This is a genomic window from Streptomyces sp. SA15 (assembly GCF_002291145.1).
Classification (GTDB): Bacteria; Actinomycetota; Actinomycetes; order Streptomycetales; family Streptomycetaceae; genus Streptomyces.
On the sequence record NZ_NTGE01000142.1, the window covers coordinates 1 to 19254 of the forward strand.

General features: G+C 71.8%; 14 protein-coding genes and 1 pseudogene. 5 read left to right on the plus strand and 10 right to left on the minus strand.

Translation table 11 applies throughout. The features are described from left to right. Nucleotides 1-177 precede the first annotated feature (177 nt). The 4 genes from CLM62_RS32580 to CLM62_RS32595 form a co-directional block, all read right to left on the minus strand. The gene (locus tag CLM62_RS32580; protein WP_007382472.1) at nt 178-348 is read right to left on the minus strand and encodes a Trm112 family protein; all 171 of its coding nucleotides are present in this window, start codon (nt 346-348) and stop codon (nt 178-180) included. Between the two features lie 228 nt (nt 349-576). Continuing rightward, nucleotides 577-1941 carry a phosphomannomutase/phosphoglucomutase gene (locus CLM62_RS32585; RefSeq protein ID WP_095753489.1) on the minus strand — a complete coding sequence of 455 codons (1365 nt, stop codon included), beginning with the start codon at nt 1939-1941 and terminating at the stop codon, nt 577-579. 101 nt (nt 1942-2042) lie between these two features. Continuing rightward, nucleotides 2043-3659 (minus strand): L-lactate permease, encoded by a 1617-nt coding sequence (locus CLM62_RS32590; protein WP_095753490.1) that lies wholly within the window; start codon nt 3657-3659, stop codon nt 2043-2045. A gap of 203 nt (nt 3660-3862) precedes the next feature. After that, on the minus strand, nt 3863-4240 hold the full coding sequence (locus tag CLM62_RS32595) for a DUF3499 domain-containing protein (RefSeq protein ID WP_373559209.1): 378 nt from the start codon (nt 4238-4240) through the stop codon (nt 3863-3865). Between the two features lie 344 nt (nt 4241-4584). Between CLM62_RS32595 and CLM62_RS32600 the strand changes: the two genes are divergently transcribed. Further along, on the plus strand, nt 4585-5034 hold the full coding sequence (locus tag CLM62_RS32600; protein WP_179382329.1) for a metallopeptidase family protein: 450 nt from the start codon (nt 4585-4587) through the stop codon (nt 5032-5034). An 84-nt stretch (nt 5035-5118) separates the two neighbouring features. Here the strand turns inward: CLM62_RS32600 and CLM62_RS32605 are convergent. The 4 genes and pseudogenes from CLM62_RS32605 to CLM62_RS32620 all read right to left on the minus strand — a co-directional run. Further along, nucleotides 5119-5550 (minus strand): annotated as a pseudogene (locus tag CLM62_RS32605) (DUF4097 family beta strand repeat-containing protein); the annotation flags it as partial. A gap of 57 nt (nt 5551-5607) precedes the next feature. After that, nucleotides 5608-7104 (minus strand): DUF5719 family protein, encoded by a 1497-nt coding sequence (locus tag CLM62_RS32610; protein ID WP_095753492.1) that lies wholly within the window; start codon nt 7102-7104, stop codon nt 5608-5610. Further along, nucleotides 7101-10769 (minus strand): glycosyltransferase, encoded by a 3669-nt coding sequence (locus CLM62_RS32615; protein ID WP_095753493.1) that lies wholly within the window; start codon nt 10767-10769, stop codon nt 7101-7103. Before CLM62_RS32615 ends, CLM62_RS32610 begins: the two co-directional genes overlap by 4 nt. 209 nt (nt 10770-10978) lie before the next feature. Continuing rightward, nucleotides 10979-11242, minus strand: a complete 264-nt coding sequence (locus CLM62_RS32620; protein ID WP_003975777.1) for a WhiB family transcriptional regulator — start codon at nt 11240-11242, stop codon at nt 10979-10981. 726 nt (nt 11243-11968) lie between these two features. Between CLM62_RS32620 and CLM62_RS32630 the strand changes: the two genes are divergently transcribed. The 4 genes from CLM62_RS32630 to CLM62_RS32645 all read left to right on the plus strand — a co-directional run bounded on the left by CLM62_RS32630 (nt 11969) and on the right by CLM62_RS32645 (nt 15926). Beyond that, on the plus strand, nt 11969-12478 hold the full coding sequence (locus tag CLM62_RS32630) for a cysteine dioxygenase family protein (RefSeq protein WP_095753495.1): 510 nt from the start codon (nt 11969-11971) through the stop codon (nt 12476-12478). 34 nt (nt 12479-12512) lie between these two features. Then, on the plus strand, nt 12513-13472 hold the full coding sequence (gene cofD / locus CLM62_RS32635; protein ID WP_095753496.1) for a 2-phospho-L-lactate transferase: 960 nt from the start codon (nt 12513-12515) through the stop codon (nt 13470-13472). Further along, nucleotides 13469-14797, plus strand: a complete 1329-nt coding sequence (locus CLM62_RS32640; RefSeq protein ID WP_095753497.1) for a coenzyme F420-0:L-glutamate ligase — start codon at nt 13469-13471, stop codon at nt 14795-14797. Before cofD ends, CLM62_RS32640 begins: the two co-directional genes overlap by 4 nt. A gap of 127 nt (nt 14798-14924) precedes the next feature. Then, nucleotides 14925-15926 (plus strand): DNA-3-methyladenine glycosylase, encoded by a 1002-nt coding sequence (locus CLM62_RS32645; protein ID WP_095753498.1) that lies wholly within the window; start codon nt 14925-14927, stop codon nt 15924-15926. 331 nt (nt 15927-16257) lie between these two features. Here the strand turns inward: CLM62_RS32645 and CLM62_RS32650 are convergent, their stop codons facing one another. After that, complete coding sequence (locus CLM62_RS32650; protein WP_095753499.1) at nt 16258-17340, minus strand: NDP-sugar synthase; 1083 nt, start codon at nt 17338-17340, stop codon at nt 16258-16260. 268 nt (nt 17341-17608) lie between these two features. After that, nucleotides 17609-19144, minus strand: a complete 1536-nt coding sequence (locus tag CLM62_RS32655) for an N-acetylmuramoyl-L-alanine amidase (RefSeq protein ID WP_095753590.1) — start codon at nt 19142-19144, stop codon at nt 17609-17611. Nucleotides 19145-19254 lie beyond the last annotated feature (110 nt).

The window sequence follows — 19254 nt, forward strand, 5'->3', positions numbered from 1 at the left end:
CTCGGCGGCGTGCCGGGCGGCCGTGCGGACGCGGGCGCCCGCTTCGGCGGCGCCGCGGAGCAGGCCGCGGTGGTCGGCCTCCGAGAGCGCGTCGGGGGTGTCGAGCAGCGATTCGTCGAGCATGGGCGGCAGCCTCCGGTGGCCGGGTGTCCTGGTGCTCGGGCGGCGGGCCCGTCGTTACGCGGGGCGGCGGGCCTCGTCGACGAGGAGGACGGGGATGCCGTCGCGGACGGGGTACGCCAGGCCGCAGTCCTGGCCGGTGCAGATCAGCTCGGTGTCCTGCTCCTTGAGGGGGGCGTGGCAGGCCGGGCAGGCGAGGATCTCCAGGAGGCCGGCTTCGAGCGGCATGGGGGTTCCCTTCGGGGCGGGCGGTACGTGTGCGTGTGGGGATGTGCTGGTCAGGGTACCGCCGGGTGGGAGTGGGTGCCGGTCTTGTTGCGTGACCGGTGTGGGTGCGGGGCGGGGTGGGTCGCGCGGCCCGGCGCTACGGGGTGCCGCTGTCTTTGGGTCGGCAGCCGCCCAGCGGCACGACTGCCCGCAGCTGCGGCGGACGGCTACAGCGGCACCGAGCATGCCTCAGCCCCTGATGATCCCCAGTACCTCGTCGCGTACCTTCGCCACCGTCGTCTCGTCCCTCGCCTCCGCGTTCAGGCGCAGGAGCGGTTCCGTGTTGGACGGGCGGACGTTGAACCACCAGTCGGCGGAGGTGATCGTCAGGCCGTCCAGCTCGTCCAGTTCGACGCCCTCCCGGCCCTCGTACGCGGCCTTGATGGCCGCCAGGCGGGCCGTCTGGTCGTCGACCGTGGAGTTGATCTCGCCGGAGGCGGCGTAGCGGTCGTACTGCGCCACCAGGGCCGACAGCGTGCCTTCCTGGCCGCCCAGGGCCGCCAGGACGTGCAGCGCGGCCAGCATGCCCGTGTCGGCGTTCCAGAAGTCGCTGAAGTAGTAGTGGGCGGAGTGCTCGCCGCCGAAGATGGCGCCGGTCCTCGCCATCTCGGCCTTGATGAAGGAGTGGCCCACGCGCGTGCGTACCGGCGTGCCGCCGTTCTCCTTGACCACCTCCGGCACCGACCAGGACGTGATCAGGTTGTGGATGATCGTGCCCTTGCCGCCGTGCTTGGCAAGCTCGCGGGAGGCCACCAGGGCGGTGATGGCGGACGGGGAGACGGGATCGCCGTGCTCGTCGACGACGAAGCAGCGGTCGGCGTCGCCGTCGAAGGCGATGCCGAGGTCGGCGCCCTCCTCGCGCACCCGCTTCTGCAGGTCGACGATGTTCGCCGGGTCGAGGGGGTTGGCCTCGTGGTTGGGGAACGTGCCGTCCAGTTCGAAGTACATGGGGACCAGGGTCAGCGGCAGGCCGTCGAAGACCGTCGGGACGGTGTGTCCGCCCATGCCGTTGCCCGCGTCGACGACGACCTTCAGGGGGCGGATGGAGGTCAGGTCGACGAGGGAGCGGAGGTGGGCCGCGTAGTCCTCCAACGTGTCGCGCTGCGTGATCGTCCCCGTCGACGCGCCCGGGTCCGGCGCGCCCGACTCGCTCCACTGCTCGACCAGTTCGCGGATCTGCGCCAGGCCCGTGTCCTGTCCGACGGGGGCCGCGCCCGCGCGGCACATCTTGATGCCGTTGTACTGGGCCGGGTTGTGCGAGGCCGTGAACATCGCGCCGGGCAGGTTCAGCGCACCCGAGGCGTAGTACAGCTGGTCGGTCGAGCACAGGCCGATCTCGGTGACGTCCACGCCGCGTGCGGCCGCTCCGCGCGCGAAGGCACGGGACAGACCCGGGGAGGACGGCCGCATGTCGTGGCCGATCACGATCGCCTCCGCGCCGGTCACCTGGACGAAGGCGGCCCCGAAGAGCTCGGCCAGCGACTCGTCCCACTGGTCCGGGACGACACCGCGCACGTCGTAAGCCTTTACGAGCTGTGACAGATCAGCAGCCACGGCCAACCCTCCTGAAAGTCCTGTCGGTCACCCCAAACTACCCGTACCCGCTGACATTGCGCTGTGCGTGGACCATGTGGACGCCCAGCCGTTATCTCAGGTCAGGGCAGCATCCAGTCCAGCACGGGCGAACTCTGCCCGACGACGATCAGGCACATCACCAGCAGCAGCCCGATGCTCCAGGGCAGCACCTTGCGCAGCAGGTCCCCCTCGCGGCCCGCCAGCCCCACCGCCGCGCAGGCGATGGTGAGGTTCTGCGGCGAGATCATCTTGCCGAGGACACCGCCCGAGCTGTTGGCGGCGGCGAGGAGTTCGGGCGACAGGCCCGACTCGCGGGCGGCGGTCACCTGCAGCGCCCCGAACAGCGCGTTGGCCGAGGTGTCCGAACCGGAGACGGCCACGCCGAACCAGCCGAGGACCGGTGACAGGAAGGCGAGCCCCGCGCCCGCCGCCGCCACGAAGTGGCCGATCGTGGCGGCCTGTCCGGAGAGGTTCATGACGTAGGCGAGGCCCAGTACGGAGGTCACGGTCAGGATCGCGAACCTCAACTCGTACACCGTGGCGGCCCATTCCCTGACCGCCACGCGCGCGTGCACCCCGAGGACGACCGCCGTGCACACCCCCGCCAGCAGCACGAGCGTGCCGCCGGTGGACACGATGGGCCAGCTGAAGACGTTCCCGCCGACGGGCTCCCCGTCGGTGTCGACGACATTGAGGAAGGGCCAGTCGTAGGTCTGGGTCGCTTCGGCCAGCCAGTCCTTGACCGCCGGGATCTGGGCGATGGAGAAGATCGCCACGATCAGTGCGTACGGGGCGTAGGCGCGCACGATTTCACCGCGCGGGTCGGCCTCGTCCAGCTCTTCGCTGCGTGTGCCGGTCAGCACGGCGGCGCGTACGGGCTCGGCGGCGGGCCTGCGCGCCTGCGGTACGGCGACCAGGGCGCCCGCGCCGGCCAAGGCGGCGCCGATGTCGGCGAGTTGCGCGGAGACGTAGTTGGAGGCGGCGAACTGGGCGACGGCGAAGGCGACTCCGCATGCCAGGGCGGGCACCCAGGTCTCGCGCAGGCCCCTGCGGCCGTCGACCAGTCCGACCAGCACCAGCGGGACCACCAGGGCCAGTAGCGGTGTCTGACGGCCCACCACGGAGGCCACGGTGTCCAGGGGCAGTTCGGTGACCTGGGCGAGGGTCACGACCGGCGTGCCCATCGCCCCGAAGGCGACCGGCGCGGTGTTGGCGACCAGCGCGACGACCGCCGCGCGCACCGGCTCGAACCCGAGGGCGACGAGCATGACCGAGCAGATCGCGACAGGCGCGCCGAAGCCGGCGAGGGCCTCCAGGAGGGCGCCGAAGCAGAAGGCGACCACGAGGGCCTGGATGCGCGGGTCGGCGGAGAGCCGCCCGAAGGAGCGGCGCAGGATGTCGAAGTGCCGGGTGCGGACGGTCATCCGGTACACCCACAGGGCGTTGACGACGATCCACAGGATGGGAAAGAGGCCGAAGACGGCTCCCTGGGCGGCGCTGGAGAGCGTCTGGTCCAGCGGCATGCCGTACGCGAGCCAGGCGACCAGAACGGCCGCCAGGAGGCCCGTGAGGCCCGCCAGGTGCGCCTTGACGCGGACGCCGCCGAGCAGGACGAGGACGATCACGAGGGGTGAGGCCGCCACGAGCGCGGACAGGCCGAGTGAGCCGGCGACGGGTTCCAGTTCCTGGACGTACACGGGTGCCTCCCCGGTCTCCGCCGTGTTGTCGACCGTGTTTCCGACGGCTTTTCCGCCATGCGGAAGCGATTTCTCGCAGCATCAAACGGAATGGTCGTGTCCGCGCCAACTACGCGTCAATGGGTGTGCACGACTCGGCGCAACGCGCGTTCAAAAGAGGCGCATTCGAAGAGATTTCGCAGAGATTCGAAGGGAGAGTTGGATCAGTTGTCCGGCGAGCGCAGAACCCGCAGGTGGCCGCGGCGCGCGACCTCCATCGGGTCCGCCGCCCGACCCCCGCCACCGCCGGCCTGGGCCGCCCGCTCCTGGGGGCGGGCCGCCTCGCGCACGGCGTTGGCAAGCGCTTCCAGATCGTCGCCGCTGGGCCGGGCCGGAGCCGAGCCGTCGAGGAGGCGGACGACCTCCCAGCCGCGCGGGGCGGTGAGGCGCTCGGAGTGCTCGGCGCACAGGTCGTAGCAGTGGGGTTCGGCGTAGGTGGCGAGCGGGCCGAGGACCGCGGTCGAGTCGGCGTAGACGTACGTCAGCGTCGCGACGGCGGGACGGCCGCAAGCGGTGCGCGAACAGCGACGTACAGGGCTCACGACGTTGGACGGTACCGCACTCTTGAGCGGGCCGCGACGACTCTCCCCCAGGTCACTCCACCGTGTCGTGCTGTGAATCGCCCCACACACCTCCCCTTGCTCACCTCGCTGACCTGGGTGGACACCCGCTTCCGAGGGGTCGAACGGTCCTGAACCCGGTCACCACTCGATACAAACCCCGTCAATTGCCTTGAGATCGACGGTCTCGGAGAGATACGGAATCGAGCCCAACCTTGGCTGGAATGGTCAACTGCTGACATGCCGTGCGGGGTGGACGGGCGTCGTCCGGGGTGCCGCGTGGGGGCCGGGCGTATGGCTCAAGCGAGGACTACGCTTCACCAGTGATGGACAACCCCGTACCGCCCCGTGCCGCCGGCCCCGGGCCCCGCCGTCGTGATCGCCACGGCAGGGGCATGCGCGGGCCGATCGCGCCGCCGCAGGTGCCGCTGGCGGCGAGCCGTGCCGAGGCGTTCGCGGACCTGGTGCAGGACTCCGTGGAGCGCCTGGAGCGGCGGTGGCCGCAGCTTGCCGACATCGATTTCCTGGTGCTCGAGGTGCCGCGGTTGGACGGGCCTGGGCAGGTGTGGAACGACGAGGCCGTGCCGTTGGGTGGAACGGTGCCGTCTCGGGAAGGGCGGCCGGCTCGGGTGATCGTTTATCGGCGGCCGGTGGAGATTCGTACGAAGGGGCGGGACGAGCGGGCGGCGCTGGTGCACGAGGTTGTCGTGGAACAGGTGGCCGAGTTGTTGGGGCTGACTCCGGAGACTGTGGATCCTCGGTACGGGGAGGACTGAGCCTGGGTGTGCCCCTTCCCCAGTACGGGGGCCCAGCTCGCGCTCACGGGAGAGTCTGCCGAGCTCGATGTTGCTGTTCGCCCTTCAGAGGCTGCGGGCGGTGATGTCGCCGTGGGAGGTGGTGGCGCGGATGTCGAGTTCGGCGGTGCCATCGTTCTTGAGGGCGTTGCTGACGCGGCCGTAGCCGGTGCCGGCGTCCAGGGCGGCCGAGACGCCGGCGGCTGCGCCGACCGAAATGTCGCCGGACTGGGTGCGGAGCACGACCGTGCCGCGCACGGCCTCGGTGATCCGGATGTCGCCCCTTGCGGTGCTGATCTCCGCGGGGCCGCCCAGCCGACCGACCTCGACGTCGCCGTCGGTCGCGGTGAGGCGGACGCTCGCGGCCTCGTCGATCTTGATCTGGCGGTACGCGCCTTCGAAGACGACATCGCCGAGGCGTCCGACGCCGCGGAGCTCGGCGCCGGCGGCCTTGGCCTCGATGCGGGAGCCGGCGGGCAGCTGGACGGTGATCTCCAGCCGGCTCCCCGCACCGTCTCGATCGTCACAGCCATCAGACGGAGCCGGCTGCTCGCCTTACTTCTGCAACACCGACAAGTCCTCGTCCGCCTCCGGTACTGCCACCATTCCCCGGTCGTCCGGGAGGGTCTGGATGGTGAAGCCCGGGACTCCGTCCTCTGTTGCCGCCAGGGTGCGGGCCGCGTAGACCGGGCCGCCCGACACCGGCTCGACCGTCAGCGCGTACGTGCCCTTCAGGCCGCTCGGGACCGGCGCGTCCACGTTCTGGGTCGTGCCCGCCTTGATCGTGTACGTCTTCGACGCCGCCGTACCGCCTTCGCTGCCCGCCGACGCGGTGACCTTGACCTCGGCGGCACGGCCGGGGGCCGTCAGGGAGAGCGTGGTGCCCTTGGCGCTGTTGTCGGCGGACGTCGCGCGCGTGCCGACCGGGCTGGTGGCGGGGATGAACGCCGTCTCCTGGTCGTTCCCCTTGCCGCGTACGACACGCAGGGCGGCGACCACCGGAACGGACTGGTCGGTCGGCGTGAGGATCAGGGAGCCGGCCTCGCCGCGGGTGACGTCGCCGAGGTCGACGGCGGTGGTCATGCCCGCCTTGACGTGCAGCGTCTCGTTCCCGGCGGGGGTGATCGCCCCGGACGGCGACAGGAGCCGCACCTTCAGATCGGCGTCGGAGTCGCCGGGCGTGAAGGCGACCAGGCGCACGGCCGTGGCGTCCTTCGGTATGCCCGGCAGGACGAGGCTCGCGGCCGGATCCGTGGACGCTGCCAGCCAGTCGCCGCCGAGCCGGTCGTCCAGGGCCTGCACGGCCGCGCCCACACGCCCGCTGCGGACGTTCACGTGCACGGTGAGGTTCTCCTGCTTCTCGTCCGTGAGCGTGGACAGCAGTATCGGCTCGCTGGAGTGCGGCTGGACCGTGATGCCCTCCCCCACCGTGGACTGCAGGGCGCCGTCCTTGCCGTAGAGCTCGATGTCGACGACGGCGGCGGAGTCGTCGGGGTTGGTCAGGTGCACGTAGTCGGTGCGGTCGGCGGCGGTGCTGGCGCCCGGGAACCAGAAGTCCGTGTCCGGCTCCGTGCAGTTGACGCCCTGGAGTCCGCGGCCCGTGCCCGCGGCGACCTCGGTGGTCTCCTGGACGGTCCAGCCGGGCGCGAACTTCCCCTCGGCGGTGCCGACGAGCGCGGGCGAGTCGGCTCCGGAGGCGTCCCCGGTGACCGGCTTGCCGGGTTCCTTCGCTTCCAGGACCGGCTTCTCCGCCTTCTTCTTGCCGCCCTTGTCGCCCGTGCCGTCCGCCGACTGCTGTGTGGCGGGCTGCAGTTCGGCCTTGCCCTCGCTCCCCGTGCCCTTCGTGACCGGCGTGAAGGACGTGTACGACGTCTCGGCGAGGTCGGAGATGCTGGGGGCCGGGCACAGCAGGCTCGTACGCTCCACGGGCAGTTCGGCGGCCGCCTTGGCGGTGTCCGGTCCGGCGGCGTCCGGCGTGTCGAGCACGGCGAATCCGGTGACGGCGGCGAGCGCTGTGGCGCCGGCGATCAGGGAGAGGGTGGTGCGGTTCACTGCTGACTCCCGTCGGGGCGCTGCTCACTGCCGGTGTCCTGCGGGTGCGGCTGCTGCGCCGGGTCGTACGTCGGGTCGTATCCCTGGTCGTAACCCTGCTGCGGGTACTGCTGGCCGTAGGCCGGGTCGTACGACGCCGGCGGGGACTGGCCGCCGTACGCGTACGGGTCGTACTGGCCGCCCTGGTACGGGTCCGCCTGGTACGACTGGTCGTACGCGCCCGCGGGGTACTGCTGGGCGCCCTGGTACTGCTGGTCGCCGTAGCCGCCGCCGTACTCGGCGCCCGCGTAGCTCGGCGTGTCCCACTCGCCGTAGGACTGCTGCTGCGGGACGACGGCGGGGGCGTCCTGCCCAGGAGGCGGGAACTCCCCGGTCCGGCCCTCCTCTTCGGCCTCCGCCTGGGCGCGCAGGCGGCGGGCGCGGCGGCCCTCGCCGGCCGCGGCCTGGGCGGGAACGGCCGGCTCGTCGGGCAGGTCGTCGTCGACGTGGCGGCGTCGGCCGGGCAGAGCCAGGACGACGAGGACGACGGCGAGGGCGCCCTGGGCCCACAGCCAGGCGGTGTGGGTGATCGGGTCGTCGAAGGTGACGTCCAGCTTGCCGCCGGAGGCGGGCAGTTCGAAACCCTGGGCCCAGCCGTCGACCGTGGTGCGGGTGAGCGGTCGGCCGTCCAGGGTGGCGGTCCAGCCCTCGGCGGCGGTGTCGGCCAGGCGCAGGATCCGGCCGTCGCCTCCGGCCGGGATCGTGGTGTGGATGTCGACGGGTCCGGCGGCGACGGGCTGCGGGCTCCCGGTCTTGGGGACGACGGTGGCGCGTGCGACCTCCTGGTCGACCTGCCACAGCCCGCTGCCGTCCTGCTGGCTGAGCCGGCTCAGGCCGGGCGTGGCGTCCAGGACCCGGGTGACCTCGCGCGGGGCGCCCTGGTGGACGAGGACGTAGCGCACGGCGAACTTGCCGAGCTGGTCGGCCTGGTCGGCGCCGGAACCGGCGACGAGGTTGGCGACGACCTTGTCGAGGTCACTGTTCTCGCCGTCGGCCGCGGCGACCTCGGCGTCACCGAGGCGGGCACCGGAGCCGCGCACCAGCACGTAGCCGACGTGGGCGGCGGAGTCGCTGTCGAGGACGAGGGTGCGGGCCTGGTCGCGGAAGCCGCTCTCCTCGGCGACGAACGCGGGCACCTGCACGGGGTCCCGCCGCTCCAGCGGACCGTCCGCGCCGCCGATCATCCAGCCGGCGGCGACGAGCAGCGGGCCCGCGGCCGAGGCGAAGGCGATCAGGACGGCGACGGGCTGGCGCCAGCCGAAGCTCTGCTCGGCGACGCGCGAGCGTGCCCCGTCGGCGCCGAGGACGGCGGCGGCCAGCAGCGCGAGGCCGTAGACGAGGGTCGCGGGGCCGGCCCAGGTGGAGCCGTTGGACAGGACCGCGAAGACGAGGCCCACCAGGGCGGCCGCCCAGGCCGTCCAGATGCCGAACTGTCGCTCGGAGCGCAGCAGGGCGGCCAGCGCGGCCAGGACGATCCCGATGAGCATCAGCCCGCTGACCGTGCCGGGCCCGCCGGGGCTGGCGCCGAGCAGGTCGAGGGCGGAGGCCGCCGAGGAGCCGTACTCCAGACCGGCTTCCTGGAAGAAGCCGAACGGCAGCAGGGACAGCGACCAGGGCGCGAGGATCAGCAGGGGCGTGCCGAGCTGGGCCAGGACACGCGGGCCGTAGGCGGTGATCTCGGCACGGCGCACGGCCAGCAGGGCGATGCCGAGGACCAGTGCGATGGGCCACACGATCGGCGTGAACGCGGTGGTGATCGTCAGCAGCAGCGCGTACGCCCAGGTGGCGCGCCAACTGCCGCGCGCGTCAGAGGCATTCGCCAGGCCGCTGGCGGCGACGCCCGCGCGCGCGATGAGGGGCAGCAGGACGGCGAGGACGGCGGTGCCGAGGCGGCCGCCGGCGAGGGCTCCGGTGGCGGCGGGCAGGAAGGCGTAGACGACGGCCGCCCAGGCGCGCAGCAGGCGTGACTCGACCAGTGGGCGGGAGGCGAAGTACGCGGCGAGGCCGGCCAGCGGCACCGAGCAGACCAGCAGGAGCGTGACCGCGAGGCCGGTCGAGCCGAACAGCACGGAGGCGAGCATCGCGACGAGCGCGAGGTACGGCGGTGCGGACGGGGTGCCGCCGGCGCCCACCGCGTGCCAGGAGTCGAGGTAGCGCGACCACAGCTCGGAGGAGTCGGCCGGGGCGGGCAACAGGGCGCCGCCCGCGAGCGCGCCGCCGCCGAGGAGGGCGCGGCAGGCGAGCAGGGACACGAGCAGCAGCACCAGGAACAGCACCGGCCCGGGCTTGCGGGCGATGCGCTTGAGGCGGGCGAACTGCTCGATCTCCAGGAAGTCGGCGTCGTCGCCGCCGGGCCCGGACTCGATCCCGCCGCCGTGCCGTCCGGCTCCGGAGGTGATCTCGGGGTCGGAGTCGGCGAAGAGGTTGCCCGCGACCTGCTCGACGGTGGCGCGGACGGTCGCGCCGGGCGGCGGGAACAGCGGCCGCAGCTCGTCCTTGTCGACGGCCGGACGGCCGCGCCTGCGCCGCCCGGCGAGGATCCGCTCGGGCCGCAGCAGGGTGCCCAGCAGGCCGCGGATCTCGTCGAGGGCCTGTCCGGGGACCTTGCCGACGAGGTAGGCGACGGTCCGCAGCAGGGTGCCGAGGATCAGGCGCAGCAGCACCCAGGGCAGCACGGCCGTGCGTGCGTTGACGAGCAGGGTGTAGACGGCACCGGCCTTGTCGACCTTGTGCGGGGAGGCGGCGGTGCGGCCCGCGCAGTCGACGGTGCGGCGCTCCCGCGAGGCGGCCTCGGCGTGTCGTACGACGGCCTCGGGGGCGACCAGGACGCGGTGGCCGGCGGCGTGGGCGCGCCAGCACAGGTCGACGTCGTCGCGCATCAGGGGCAGCCGGCGGTCGAAACCGCCGAGCTGCTCGAAGACGTCGCGCCGGATCAGCATGCCGGCGGTGGACACGGACAGGACGGGCCGGACGTGGTCGTGCTGGCCCTGGTCCTGTTCGCGGCGGTCCAGGCCGGTCCAGCGGCGGCCGGAGTTGGCGATGGTGACGCCGACCTCGAGGAGCTGCCTGCGGTCGTACCAGCCGCGCAGCTTGGGGCCTACGACGGCCACGTCGTCCCGGCCCAGTTCGTACTCGTTCTCCACGACCCGCAGCAGCTGGGCGAGCGCGTCGGGTTCGGGGGCGCAGTCGTCGTGCAGCAGCCACAGCCACTGCACCGGTTCTCCGTGCGGGAGCTCGGGCAGGTCGTAGGCGTCGTCGCGCCACGAGCGCGTGACGGGGTCCCAGCCGCTGGGCCGCTTCAGGTACGGCAGGTCGTCCGGGGTGAGGACGGGAGCCATGCGGCCCGCCTCCTCGACGGCCTGGCCGAAACCGGTGCGCCGGGCGAGGTGCAGCACCCGGTCGGCGCCGAGGGCGTCGGTGACCAGCTGCGCGGAGGCGTCCGCGCTGCCGGTGTCGGCCCCCATCGCGTACTGCACGGGGCGCTCCTGGCCGAGCAGCCCGGCGAGCGCGTCGGGCAGCCAGCGGGCGCCGTCGTGGGAGACGAGGACCGCGGTCACCACATGACGCGGAAACTCAGGTGTGGCAGCTGGATCCTGCTGGGCTGCCGTGTGGCTGTGCACGGACATCGAGGTACGGGCCCCGGTTCGGTGGACTGCGGTGGACGCCTGTGCCCCGAGGGGGCAGCGGGGCGTCTCGGACGAGCAGCCACACTATCGGCTGGGCATGGCGGCGGCCCGCCGCCTGTGGATAACCCACCTGCGACGGGCCGCTCGTGACGTATGTCTGTGCGTACGTGTGGCGGGTGTCTGTGCGTACGTGAGGCGGGTGCCCCTGGTCAGACGGCGGCCTTCTTCAGCCGGCGGCGCTCGCGTTCGGACAGGCCGCCCCAGATGCCGAAGCGCTCGTCGTTGGCGAGGGCGTATTCGAGGCACTCGGAGCGGACCTCACAGGCCAGGCAGACCTTCTTGGCCTCGCGGGTGGAGCCGCCCTTCTCGGGAAAGAAGGACTCGGGGTCGGTCTGGGCGCACAGCGCGCGCTCCTGCCAGCCGAGTTCCTCGTCCGCGTCGTCGACCAGCAGTTGCTGCACCAGCTCGGTCATGTGCGCCCCTCGTCTGTACTTTCGCGTCCCCGTGATGTGGTCGTTACCGATTCCGGCTGAACGACACGAGTGAAATTACAAGTGTGCTGCTCCGGGCGAGTCAAGCCGAGATCTGCTATTGGGTCCCTTATTCACTCTGCGGAACCAAGGCCTAGCAGAAAGTGTTCAAATCGGCATAAACCTTGACAAGCGGACAAGACCCGAGGGGGCCTCCGACGCCACGCCATGCCTTTCCGGACCTGTATGGAGAAGGACGCCCAGAAGTTCGATCTCGTTCCGACGCGTGCGTCGAAGCGAACCGGATCACAGTCGGATCACGGGATCGCAACGAGGCTTGTGCTTCCGGATGTGCGCCATGTGTCCCGACTGACACCTGAACAAACCTTTCACCTCATAGATGAACCGAATGAGGTGAAACATGTCCCACATGCCGGGCGTCGAGTTGACAGTGCAGGTATGAACCGATGTTCTTGTGGGCATGCTCGCGAACTTGGCACTCACCTCGACCCGCTCCGCGGGGTCCCTCGGTGCTGCCCGCGCTCGCTGTAGCTGTTGTTGCTGTTCCAGCTGTTGAGCCCAACGCGCTCCGGCTGCCTCTGAGTCCACCGCGACTCGGCTGCTTGTTCCCCACGCCCGGACCAGGGCACCTCTGTCCCCCGTGACCCGGGCGGACGGTACGCGACACCCAGCCAGCCCCCACTCTTCCGCCGAGGAACCACCGCACCCATGAACAGCGACAGCGACCTCCAGATCGCCGGCGACATCCTCGAAGTCCCGCACCTGCTCCAGGCACCGCGCGAGCACCCGGCCACCGTCGCCGAGTTCGTCGGCCTGGCCCGCTCCATCGCCGCCGACCGCTCCCAGTGGGAGCACCTCGTCCAGTACGACGCGACCACGCGCTGGTACCACCGGCTGCGCACCGGCCCCGGCTACGAGGTGTGGCTGCTGTCCTGGGTGCCCGGGCAGGGCAGCGGGCTGCACGACCACGGCTGCTCCTCCGGTGTGCTGACCGTCCTGGACGGCGCACTCACCGAGCGCACGGCGCGCGGCACGCGCGCGTTGGGGTCCGGGGCACAGCGGGTGTTCGCGCCGGGGTACGTGCACGAGGTGGTGAACGACGCGCTGGAGCCGGCGGTGAGCCTGCACGTCTACTACCCCGGCTTGACGGAGATGCCCGTGCACACCGCATGCTCCGCCCCGGCCGCTCGCGACGAGGTGGACGCCGTAACCGCGTGACGCGTTGTCGTACCCGCCTGCAAGACTTGCTCCCATGCGCATTGTGGTTCTGGCAGGCGGCATCGGTGGTGCCCGGTTCCTGCGCGGTCTGAGGCGGGCCGTGCCGGACGCGGACGTCACCGTCATCGGCAACACCGGGGACGACATCCACCTCTTCGGGCTGAAGGTCTGCCCGGACCTCGACACGGTGATGTACACGCTCGGCGGCGGCATCAACGAGGAGCAGGGCTGGGGACGGGCCGAGGAGACCTTCCATCTCAAGGAGGAGCTCGCGGCGTACGGCATCGGGCCCGAGTGGTTCGGGCTCGGCGACCGGGATTTCGCCACGCACATCGTGCGGACGCAGATGATCAGCGCCGGGTATCCGCTGAGCGCGGTGACGGAGGCGTTGTGCGACCGGTGGAAGCCGGGGGTGCGGCTGATCCCGATGACCGACGACCGCGTCGAGACGCATGTCGCCGTCGAGCTGGACGGTGAGCGCAAGGCGGTCCACTTCCAGGAGTACTGGGTGCGGCTGCGGGCCTCGGTGCCGGCCGAGGCGGTCGTGCCGGTCGGGGCGGAGCAGGCCAAGCCCGCGCCCGGCGTCCTGGAGGCCATCGCGGAGGCGGACGTCGTGCTGTTCCCGCCGTCGAACCCGGTCGTCTCCATCGGCACGATCCTCGCCGTGCCCGGCATCCGGGAGGCGATCGCCGACGCCGGGGTGCCGGTGGTGGGCCTGTCGCCGATCGTCGGGGACGCGCCCGTGCGCGGGATGGCCGACAAGGTGCTCGCGGCGGTCGGCGTGGAGTCGACGGCCGCGGCGGTCGCCGAGCACTACGGCTCGGGACTGCTGGACGGCTGGCTCGTCGACACCGTGGACGCCGGCGTGGTGGAGCGGGTCGAGAGCGCCGGGATCCGGTGCCGGGCCGTGCCGCTGATGATGACCGACCTCGAGGCGGCCGCGCAGATGGCCCGGGAGGCGTTGGCGCTGGCGGAGGAGGTGCGGGCGGCTTGAGCGGCGTATCTGTCGACGACTACGACGGTTACCGGGTGTGGGCCGTGCCCGGCCTCCCCGAGGTGCGGCAGGGTGACGACCTCGCCAAGCTGATCGCCGCCGCCGAGCCCGGGCTGGTGGACGGGGACGTGCTGCTGGTCACCTCCAAGATCGTGTCCAAGGCGGAGGGGCGGGTCGTCGAGGCGGTCGACCGGGAGGCCGCGATCGACGCCGAGACCGTACGGGTCGTGGCGCGGCGCGGGCCGCTGCGTATCGTCGAGAACCGGCAGGGGCTCGTGATGGCCGCCGCCGGCGTCGACGCTTCCAACACGCCCTCCGGCACGGTGCTGTTGCTGCCCGAGGACCCGGACGCGTCCGCGCGGGCGATCCGGGACGGGCTGCGGGACGCCCTCGGTGTCAATGTCGGGGTCGTCGTGACGGACACGTTCGGGCGACCGTGGCGCGCGGGGCTCACGGATGTCGCCATCGGCGCCGCCGGCGTGCGGGTGCTGGACGATCTGCGCGGGGGTACGGACGCGTACGGCAATCCGCTCAGCGCGACGGTCGTGGCGACGGCGGACGAACTGGCCGCGGCCGGCGATCTGGCGAAGGGCAAGGCGGCCGGGCTGCCCGTCGCGGTACTGCGCGGGCTGCCGCATGTGGTGGCCGAGGACCGTGAGGAGCACGGTGAGGGGGCGCGGGTCATGGTGCGCAGCGCGCGTGACGACATGTTCCGGCTGGGGACGTCCGAGGCGGTCCGGGAGGCGGTGACCCAGCGGCGTACGGTACGGGCCTTCACCGACGAGCCCGTCGACCCGGAAGCCGTACGGCGGGCCGTGGCCGCGGCCGTGACGGCGCCGGCGCCACACCACACGACGCCGTGGCGGTTCGTGCTGCTGGAGTCTCAGGCCGCGCGGACCGAGCTGCTGGACGCCATGCGCGACGCGTGGGTCACGGATCTGCGGCGGGACGGGAAGTCGGAGGAGTCCATAGCCAAGCGGGTGCGGCGGGGGGACGTGCTGCGCAAGGCGCCGTATCTCGTCGTGCCGTGTCTCGTCATGGACGGGTCGCACACGTACGGCGACGCGCGGCGGGACGGGGCCGAGCGGGAGATGTTCGTGGTCGCCGCCGGGGCCGGCGTGCAGAACTTCCTGGTCGCGCTGGCCGGGGAGCGGCTGGGGTCGGCGTGGGTGTCCTCGACGATGTTCTGCCGGGATGTCGTGCGGGAGGCGCTCGGGCTGCCGGAGGAGTGGGATCCGATGGGGGCCGTGGCGGTGGGGCATCCGGCTGAGGCGCCTCGGCCTCGGGCAGAGCGGGATGCGGGGGCGTTCATCGAAGTGCGGTGAGATGGGACGTACGGCCGCTGCTCGTCGTACGGACGCCTAGTCTCGTAGGGCAGCCAGGTACCTCGGACGCCTCCGAAGACACTCCTCCTACTTCAGACACCCCTCCTACTTCTCCGGGATCTCATTCGTGGCAGGACGGTTCGCTCCCCGGCCCACGCGTACGACCGTGCGCGGTGGTGAAGTCGTCGTGCCCGCGGCGCGGGAGGCGTCGCGCGTGGTTCCGGGGCGCGTACGGACGTGGGTGCCGGAGGGACCGTTCGACCTCGGGCTCGTGGTCGGGCCGCTGAGGCGTGGGCCCGGGGATCCGACGTTCCGGGCGATGCCGGACGGGTCCGTGTGGCGGGCCACGCTTACGCCTGCCGGGCCCGGGACGCTGCGGGTGGCTGTGTACGGCGGTGAGGTGCGCGGGGAGGCGTGGGGGCCCGGGGCCGAGTGGCTGTTGGAGCAGTTGCCGGAGCTGCTGGGGGCCACCGACGATCCGTCCGTGTTCGCGCCTCGGCATCGGGTGGTGGCGGTGGCGCGGCATCGGCGGCCGGGGCTGCGGCTGACGCGGACCGGGCTGGTGCTGGAGTCGTTGATTCCGTCGATTCTGGAGCAGAAGGTCACGACGGATGAGGCGTATCGGGCGTGGCGGTCGCTGGTACGGAAGTTCGGGGAGCCGGCGCCTGGGCCCGCGCCGGGGCGGATGTATGTGATGCCTGCGCCTCGGACGTGGGCGTTGATTCCGTCGTGGGAGTGGCATCGGGCGGGGGTCGACAACAAGCGGGCGTCGACGATTCTTCGGGCTGTGCGGGTTGCTGCGCGGTTGGAGGAGGCGGTGCGGATGCCTCCGGCGGTGGCGCGGGCTCGGTTGGAGGTGGTGCCGGGGGTGGGGCCGTGGACGTCGGCGGAGGTGGTGCAGCGTAGTCATGGGGCGCCGGATGCGGTGACCGTGGGGGATCTGCATCTGCCGGGGATCGTGGGGTGGGCGTTGGCGGGGGATCGGTATGCCGATGACGCGGTGATGTTGGAGTTGTTGGAGCCGTATGCGGGGCAGCGGCATCGGGCGGCTCGGTTGATTTTGTTGAGTGGGAGGGGGCCGGCTCGGCGGGCGCCGCGGATGCCTCGGGGGGATATCGGGCTGTTGTGAGGTGCGCGGCGTTGTGGTTGATGTCGGGGTGTTTTCGCCCCCGCCGCCCCTACCCTTCCCGTCCCTGGGGGCTGCCGCCCCCAGACCCCCGCTGTCGGCCCTGAACGGGCCTCGTCCTCAAACGCCGGACGGGCTGGATACAGCTGACCGGCGCTGACATGGCTTCGCCCGCACGGGTGGGTGGGGGATCGGGACGGCAACTCCTCGTCCTCGAACGCCGGACGGGCTGGATGCAGCTGACCGGCGCTGACACACACTCACCATTCAAGACAGCGCCCCCTCCCCCGCAAACGCCGGACGGGCCGAGATGCCCGGCCGGCGTCCTTGGTGGCTACTGGTCCGATGAGAAGCGGACCGCTCCCGGCGGGATTTGCGCGTCGCACCACACGCGCATGCCGTCGCGGAGTTCGTTGTCGCGGCCTATGACCGCGCCGTCGCCTATGACGGTGCCGGTGAGGATCGAGCGTTCGCCCACTCGGGCTCGGGTGCCGATCAGGGAGTCGGTGATGACCGCGCCGGGCTCGATGACGGCGCCGGGGAGGATCGTGCTGCCGAACACCCGGGCGCCTTCCGCCACGAACGCGCCCTCTCCCACCACCGTGCCGCCCGTCAGCTTGGCGTCGGGGGCCACCCTTGCCGTCGGCAGGATCAGGCGGTCACCGCAGCGGCCGGGAACCGCGGGGGACGGGGCGCGGCCCAGGACGAGGTCGGCGGAGCCGCGGACGAAGGCCGCCGGGGTGCCGAGGTCCAGCCAGTACGTGGAGTCGACCATGCCCTGGAGGTGGGCTCCGGCGGACAGGAGGTCCGGGAAGGTCTCGCGCTCGACGGAGACCGGGCGGCCCTGCGGGATCGTGTCGATGACCGAGCGGCGAAAGACGTACGCCCCCGCGTTGATCTGGTCGGTGACGATCTCCTCGGGGGTCTGCGGTTTCTCCAGGAAGGCCAGGACCTTGCCCGTGTCGTCCGTGGGGACGAGGCCGTAGGCGCGCGGGTCCGTCACCTTCGTGAGGTGCAGCGACACGTCCGCGCCCGTCGTCTCGTGCGTGCGCACGAGCGCCTTGATGTCCAGGCCCGTGAGGATGTCACCGTTGAAGATCAGGACCGGGTCGTCGGGGCCCGAGTGCAGACGGGATGCCACGTTGCGGATCGCGCCGCCCGTGCCCAGGGGCTCCTCCTCCGTCACGTACTCGATGTGCAGACCCAGCGAGGAGCCGTCGCCGAAGTACGGTTCGAAGACCTCGGCCAGGTAGGAGGTGGCGAGCACGATGTGGTCGACGCCCGCCGCTCTCGCTCTCGCCAGCTGATGCGTGAGGAAGGGGACCCCGGCCGCGCGGACCATGGGCTTGGGCGTGTGCACCGTGAGCGGGCGCAGCCGTGTTCCCTTGCCGCCGACCAGGAGGATCGCTTCTGTCACCTGTCGTCTCTGCTTCCTGCCGGGACCGGCCGAACTGTCTTTCGGCCGGCCAGTGTATGCAGACCGTTGTGCGGCGCCTTCGACGGTCGTGCGGCATTCCGCTCTTGCCCCCCGACGGCGGTGAATGTGTCCTCCGGACCGGCGGACGACCGGACAGACTGGACAACCGGACAGACTGCCTGGTGGCCCGGGTGGTTCCCGGGCCACCCGGACGGTTCCCAGACCCCCCTGGGCCCCGATCCGGGTCCTGATGGCCCGGACCCGCGTCCTAACGTCCTTGGTAGCGGGCCGAGTCCGCGCGTGCCGTGCCCAGCTTGCGGTAGAGCTGCCCACCAGGGCAGGACGTTGCGAAGCCGTCCCGGTGTCCGGAGATCACATTCAATCGCACGTTCTTTCCCTTTGGGTAGAGATTGCCACCCGCGGACTTCAGGTATGTCTTTCCGCGCGGATTGGCGCCGTGCAGGCCCAGCTTCCACGCGGTGAGCCGGGCGATGCCGTTCACCGCGTCGGCGGACGGCTTGGTGGAGCCGTAGCTGCCGAGGACGGCGACGCCCATGCTGTTGCTGTTGAACCCGAGCGTGTGTGCGCCCATGACCGGCTTCGCCACGCCCCCGGCACGCCCCTCGTAGATGTTTCCGCACTTGTCGACGAGGAAGTTGTAGCCGATGTCGCGCCAGCCCATGCTCTTGACGTGGTAGCGGTAGATACCGCGAATGACGGAGGGCGCCTGCGCGCAGGTGTACGCGTTGCCGGACGCCGTGTGGTGCACGAAGGCAGCCTTGATCTTCTTCGTGTAGATGAACTGCCTCTCCCGCAGCTTCTCGTCCGCCCCCCAGCCGCGCCGGGTGACGATGCGCGGACGCGGACCGATGTACGGCTTCGCCAGCTGCTCCTGCGTCAGCTCGCCGTACTTCAGGGTGAACAGCTCCTGCTCCGTCTCGTGCCGGCTCAACTCCGGGATCTCGGTGGCACCGAGGGGGACGAGGTCGGTGTTGGCGACGGAGGCGTCCTCGACGGAGGCGTCCTCGGCGACGGGGTCCTCCGCTACGGGATCCTCGGCGACGGGGTCCTCCGCTACGGGATCCTCGACCGCGGGTTCCTCGGCACCTGGGTCCTCGACGGCCGGGTCCTCGGCGCCTGGGTCCTCGGCGCCTGGGTCCTCGACGGCCGGGTCCTCGGCCGGTTCGCCATGGGGAGAGGCGGCCGGGGCCTGCTGCGCCGGTGGCGGTTCCTCGCCCGGGTCGATCAGTTCGAGGCGGAGGCCGGAGGGAAGGGGGGAGACGACCGTGGTGGTGCGGGTGCCTTCGGCGGTCTCCTCGAGCCTGTGCTCGGCGTCCGCCTTGACGCGTACCTCCACGCCGTCCGAGTCGCCCACCCACAGCGGGGCGGTGGCGCCGCGTACCCGGCCGGAGGTGCGCTCGGGCGTCTCCGGGTCGGCCGCGTGGTCGGCGTTGTGCGTCTCGATGTCCTGCCAGCCGGACCAGGTGTCCGAGCCGGCGGCGCGCGTACGGACCTGGACGCGGCCGTGGAGTTCCGTCTCGGGGCTGTCCCAGACGACACCGACGAGTGAGAAGCGTCGTACGTCCCGGCGGGGCAGGCCCTGTTCGGCGGGGGCGCCGCCGACGCGGTCACGGCTCAGGGGGGCGAGGGGCAGCGACTGGGTGCTGCCGGGGGCTTCCGCGGACGACCACGGTTTAGCGGCCGTCGTGGCCGGAACGCTCGCCGAGGCCGTCGGCGCGAGCAGGGGGAGGGCGAGGGCCGCCGTGCAAGTGACACCGATCGAGGAAACAAGGAATCTACGCATGCCCCCGATCTTGGACATAATCATACATATCTGTCCATTGGGGAGTTGACGGGCCGTCGGGCATCGTTCCGCCGAACCGGTGGCGATCCGACGGCCCGACCGACCGGTGC

Coding starts and splice junctions, on each gene's coding strand:
- CLM62_RS32580 (WP_007382472.1), bottom strand. CDS start 348: ATGCCGCTCGAAGCCGGCCTCCTGGAGATCCTCGCCTGCCCGGCCTGC.
- CLM62_RS32600 (WP_179382329.1), top strand. CDS start 4,585: ATGGACAACCCCGTACCGCCCCGTGCCGCCGGCCCCGGGCCCCGCCGT.
- CLM62_RS32615 (WP_095753493.1), bottom strand. CDS start 10,769: ATGTCCGTGCACAGCCACACGGCAGCCCAGCAGGATCCAGCTGCCACA.
- CLM62_RS32620 (WP_003975777.1), bottom strand. CDS start 11,242: ATGACCGAGCTGGTGCAGCAACTGCTGGTCGACGACGCGGACGAGGAA.
- CLM62_RS32630 (WP_095753495.1), top strand. CDS start 11,969: ATGAACAGCGACAGCGACCTCCAGATCGCCGGCGACATCCTCGAAGTC.
- cofD (WP_095753496.1), top strand. CDS start 12,513: ATGCGCATTGTGGTTCTGGCAGGCGGCATCGGTGGTGCCCGGTTCCTG.
- CLM62_RS32655 (WP_095753590.1), bottom strand. CDS start 19,144: ATGCGTAGATTCCTTGTTTCCTCGATCGGTGTCACTTGCACGGCGGCC.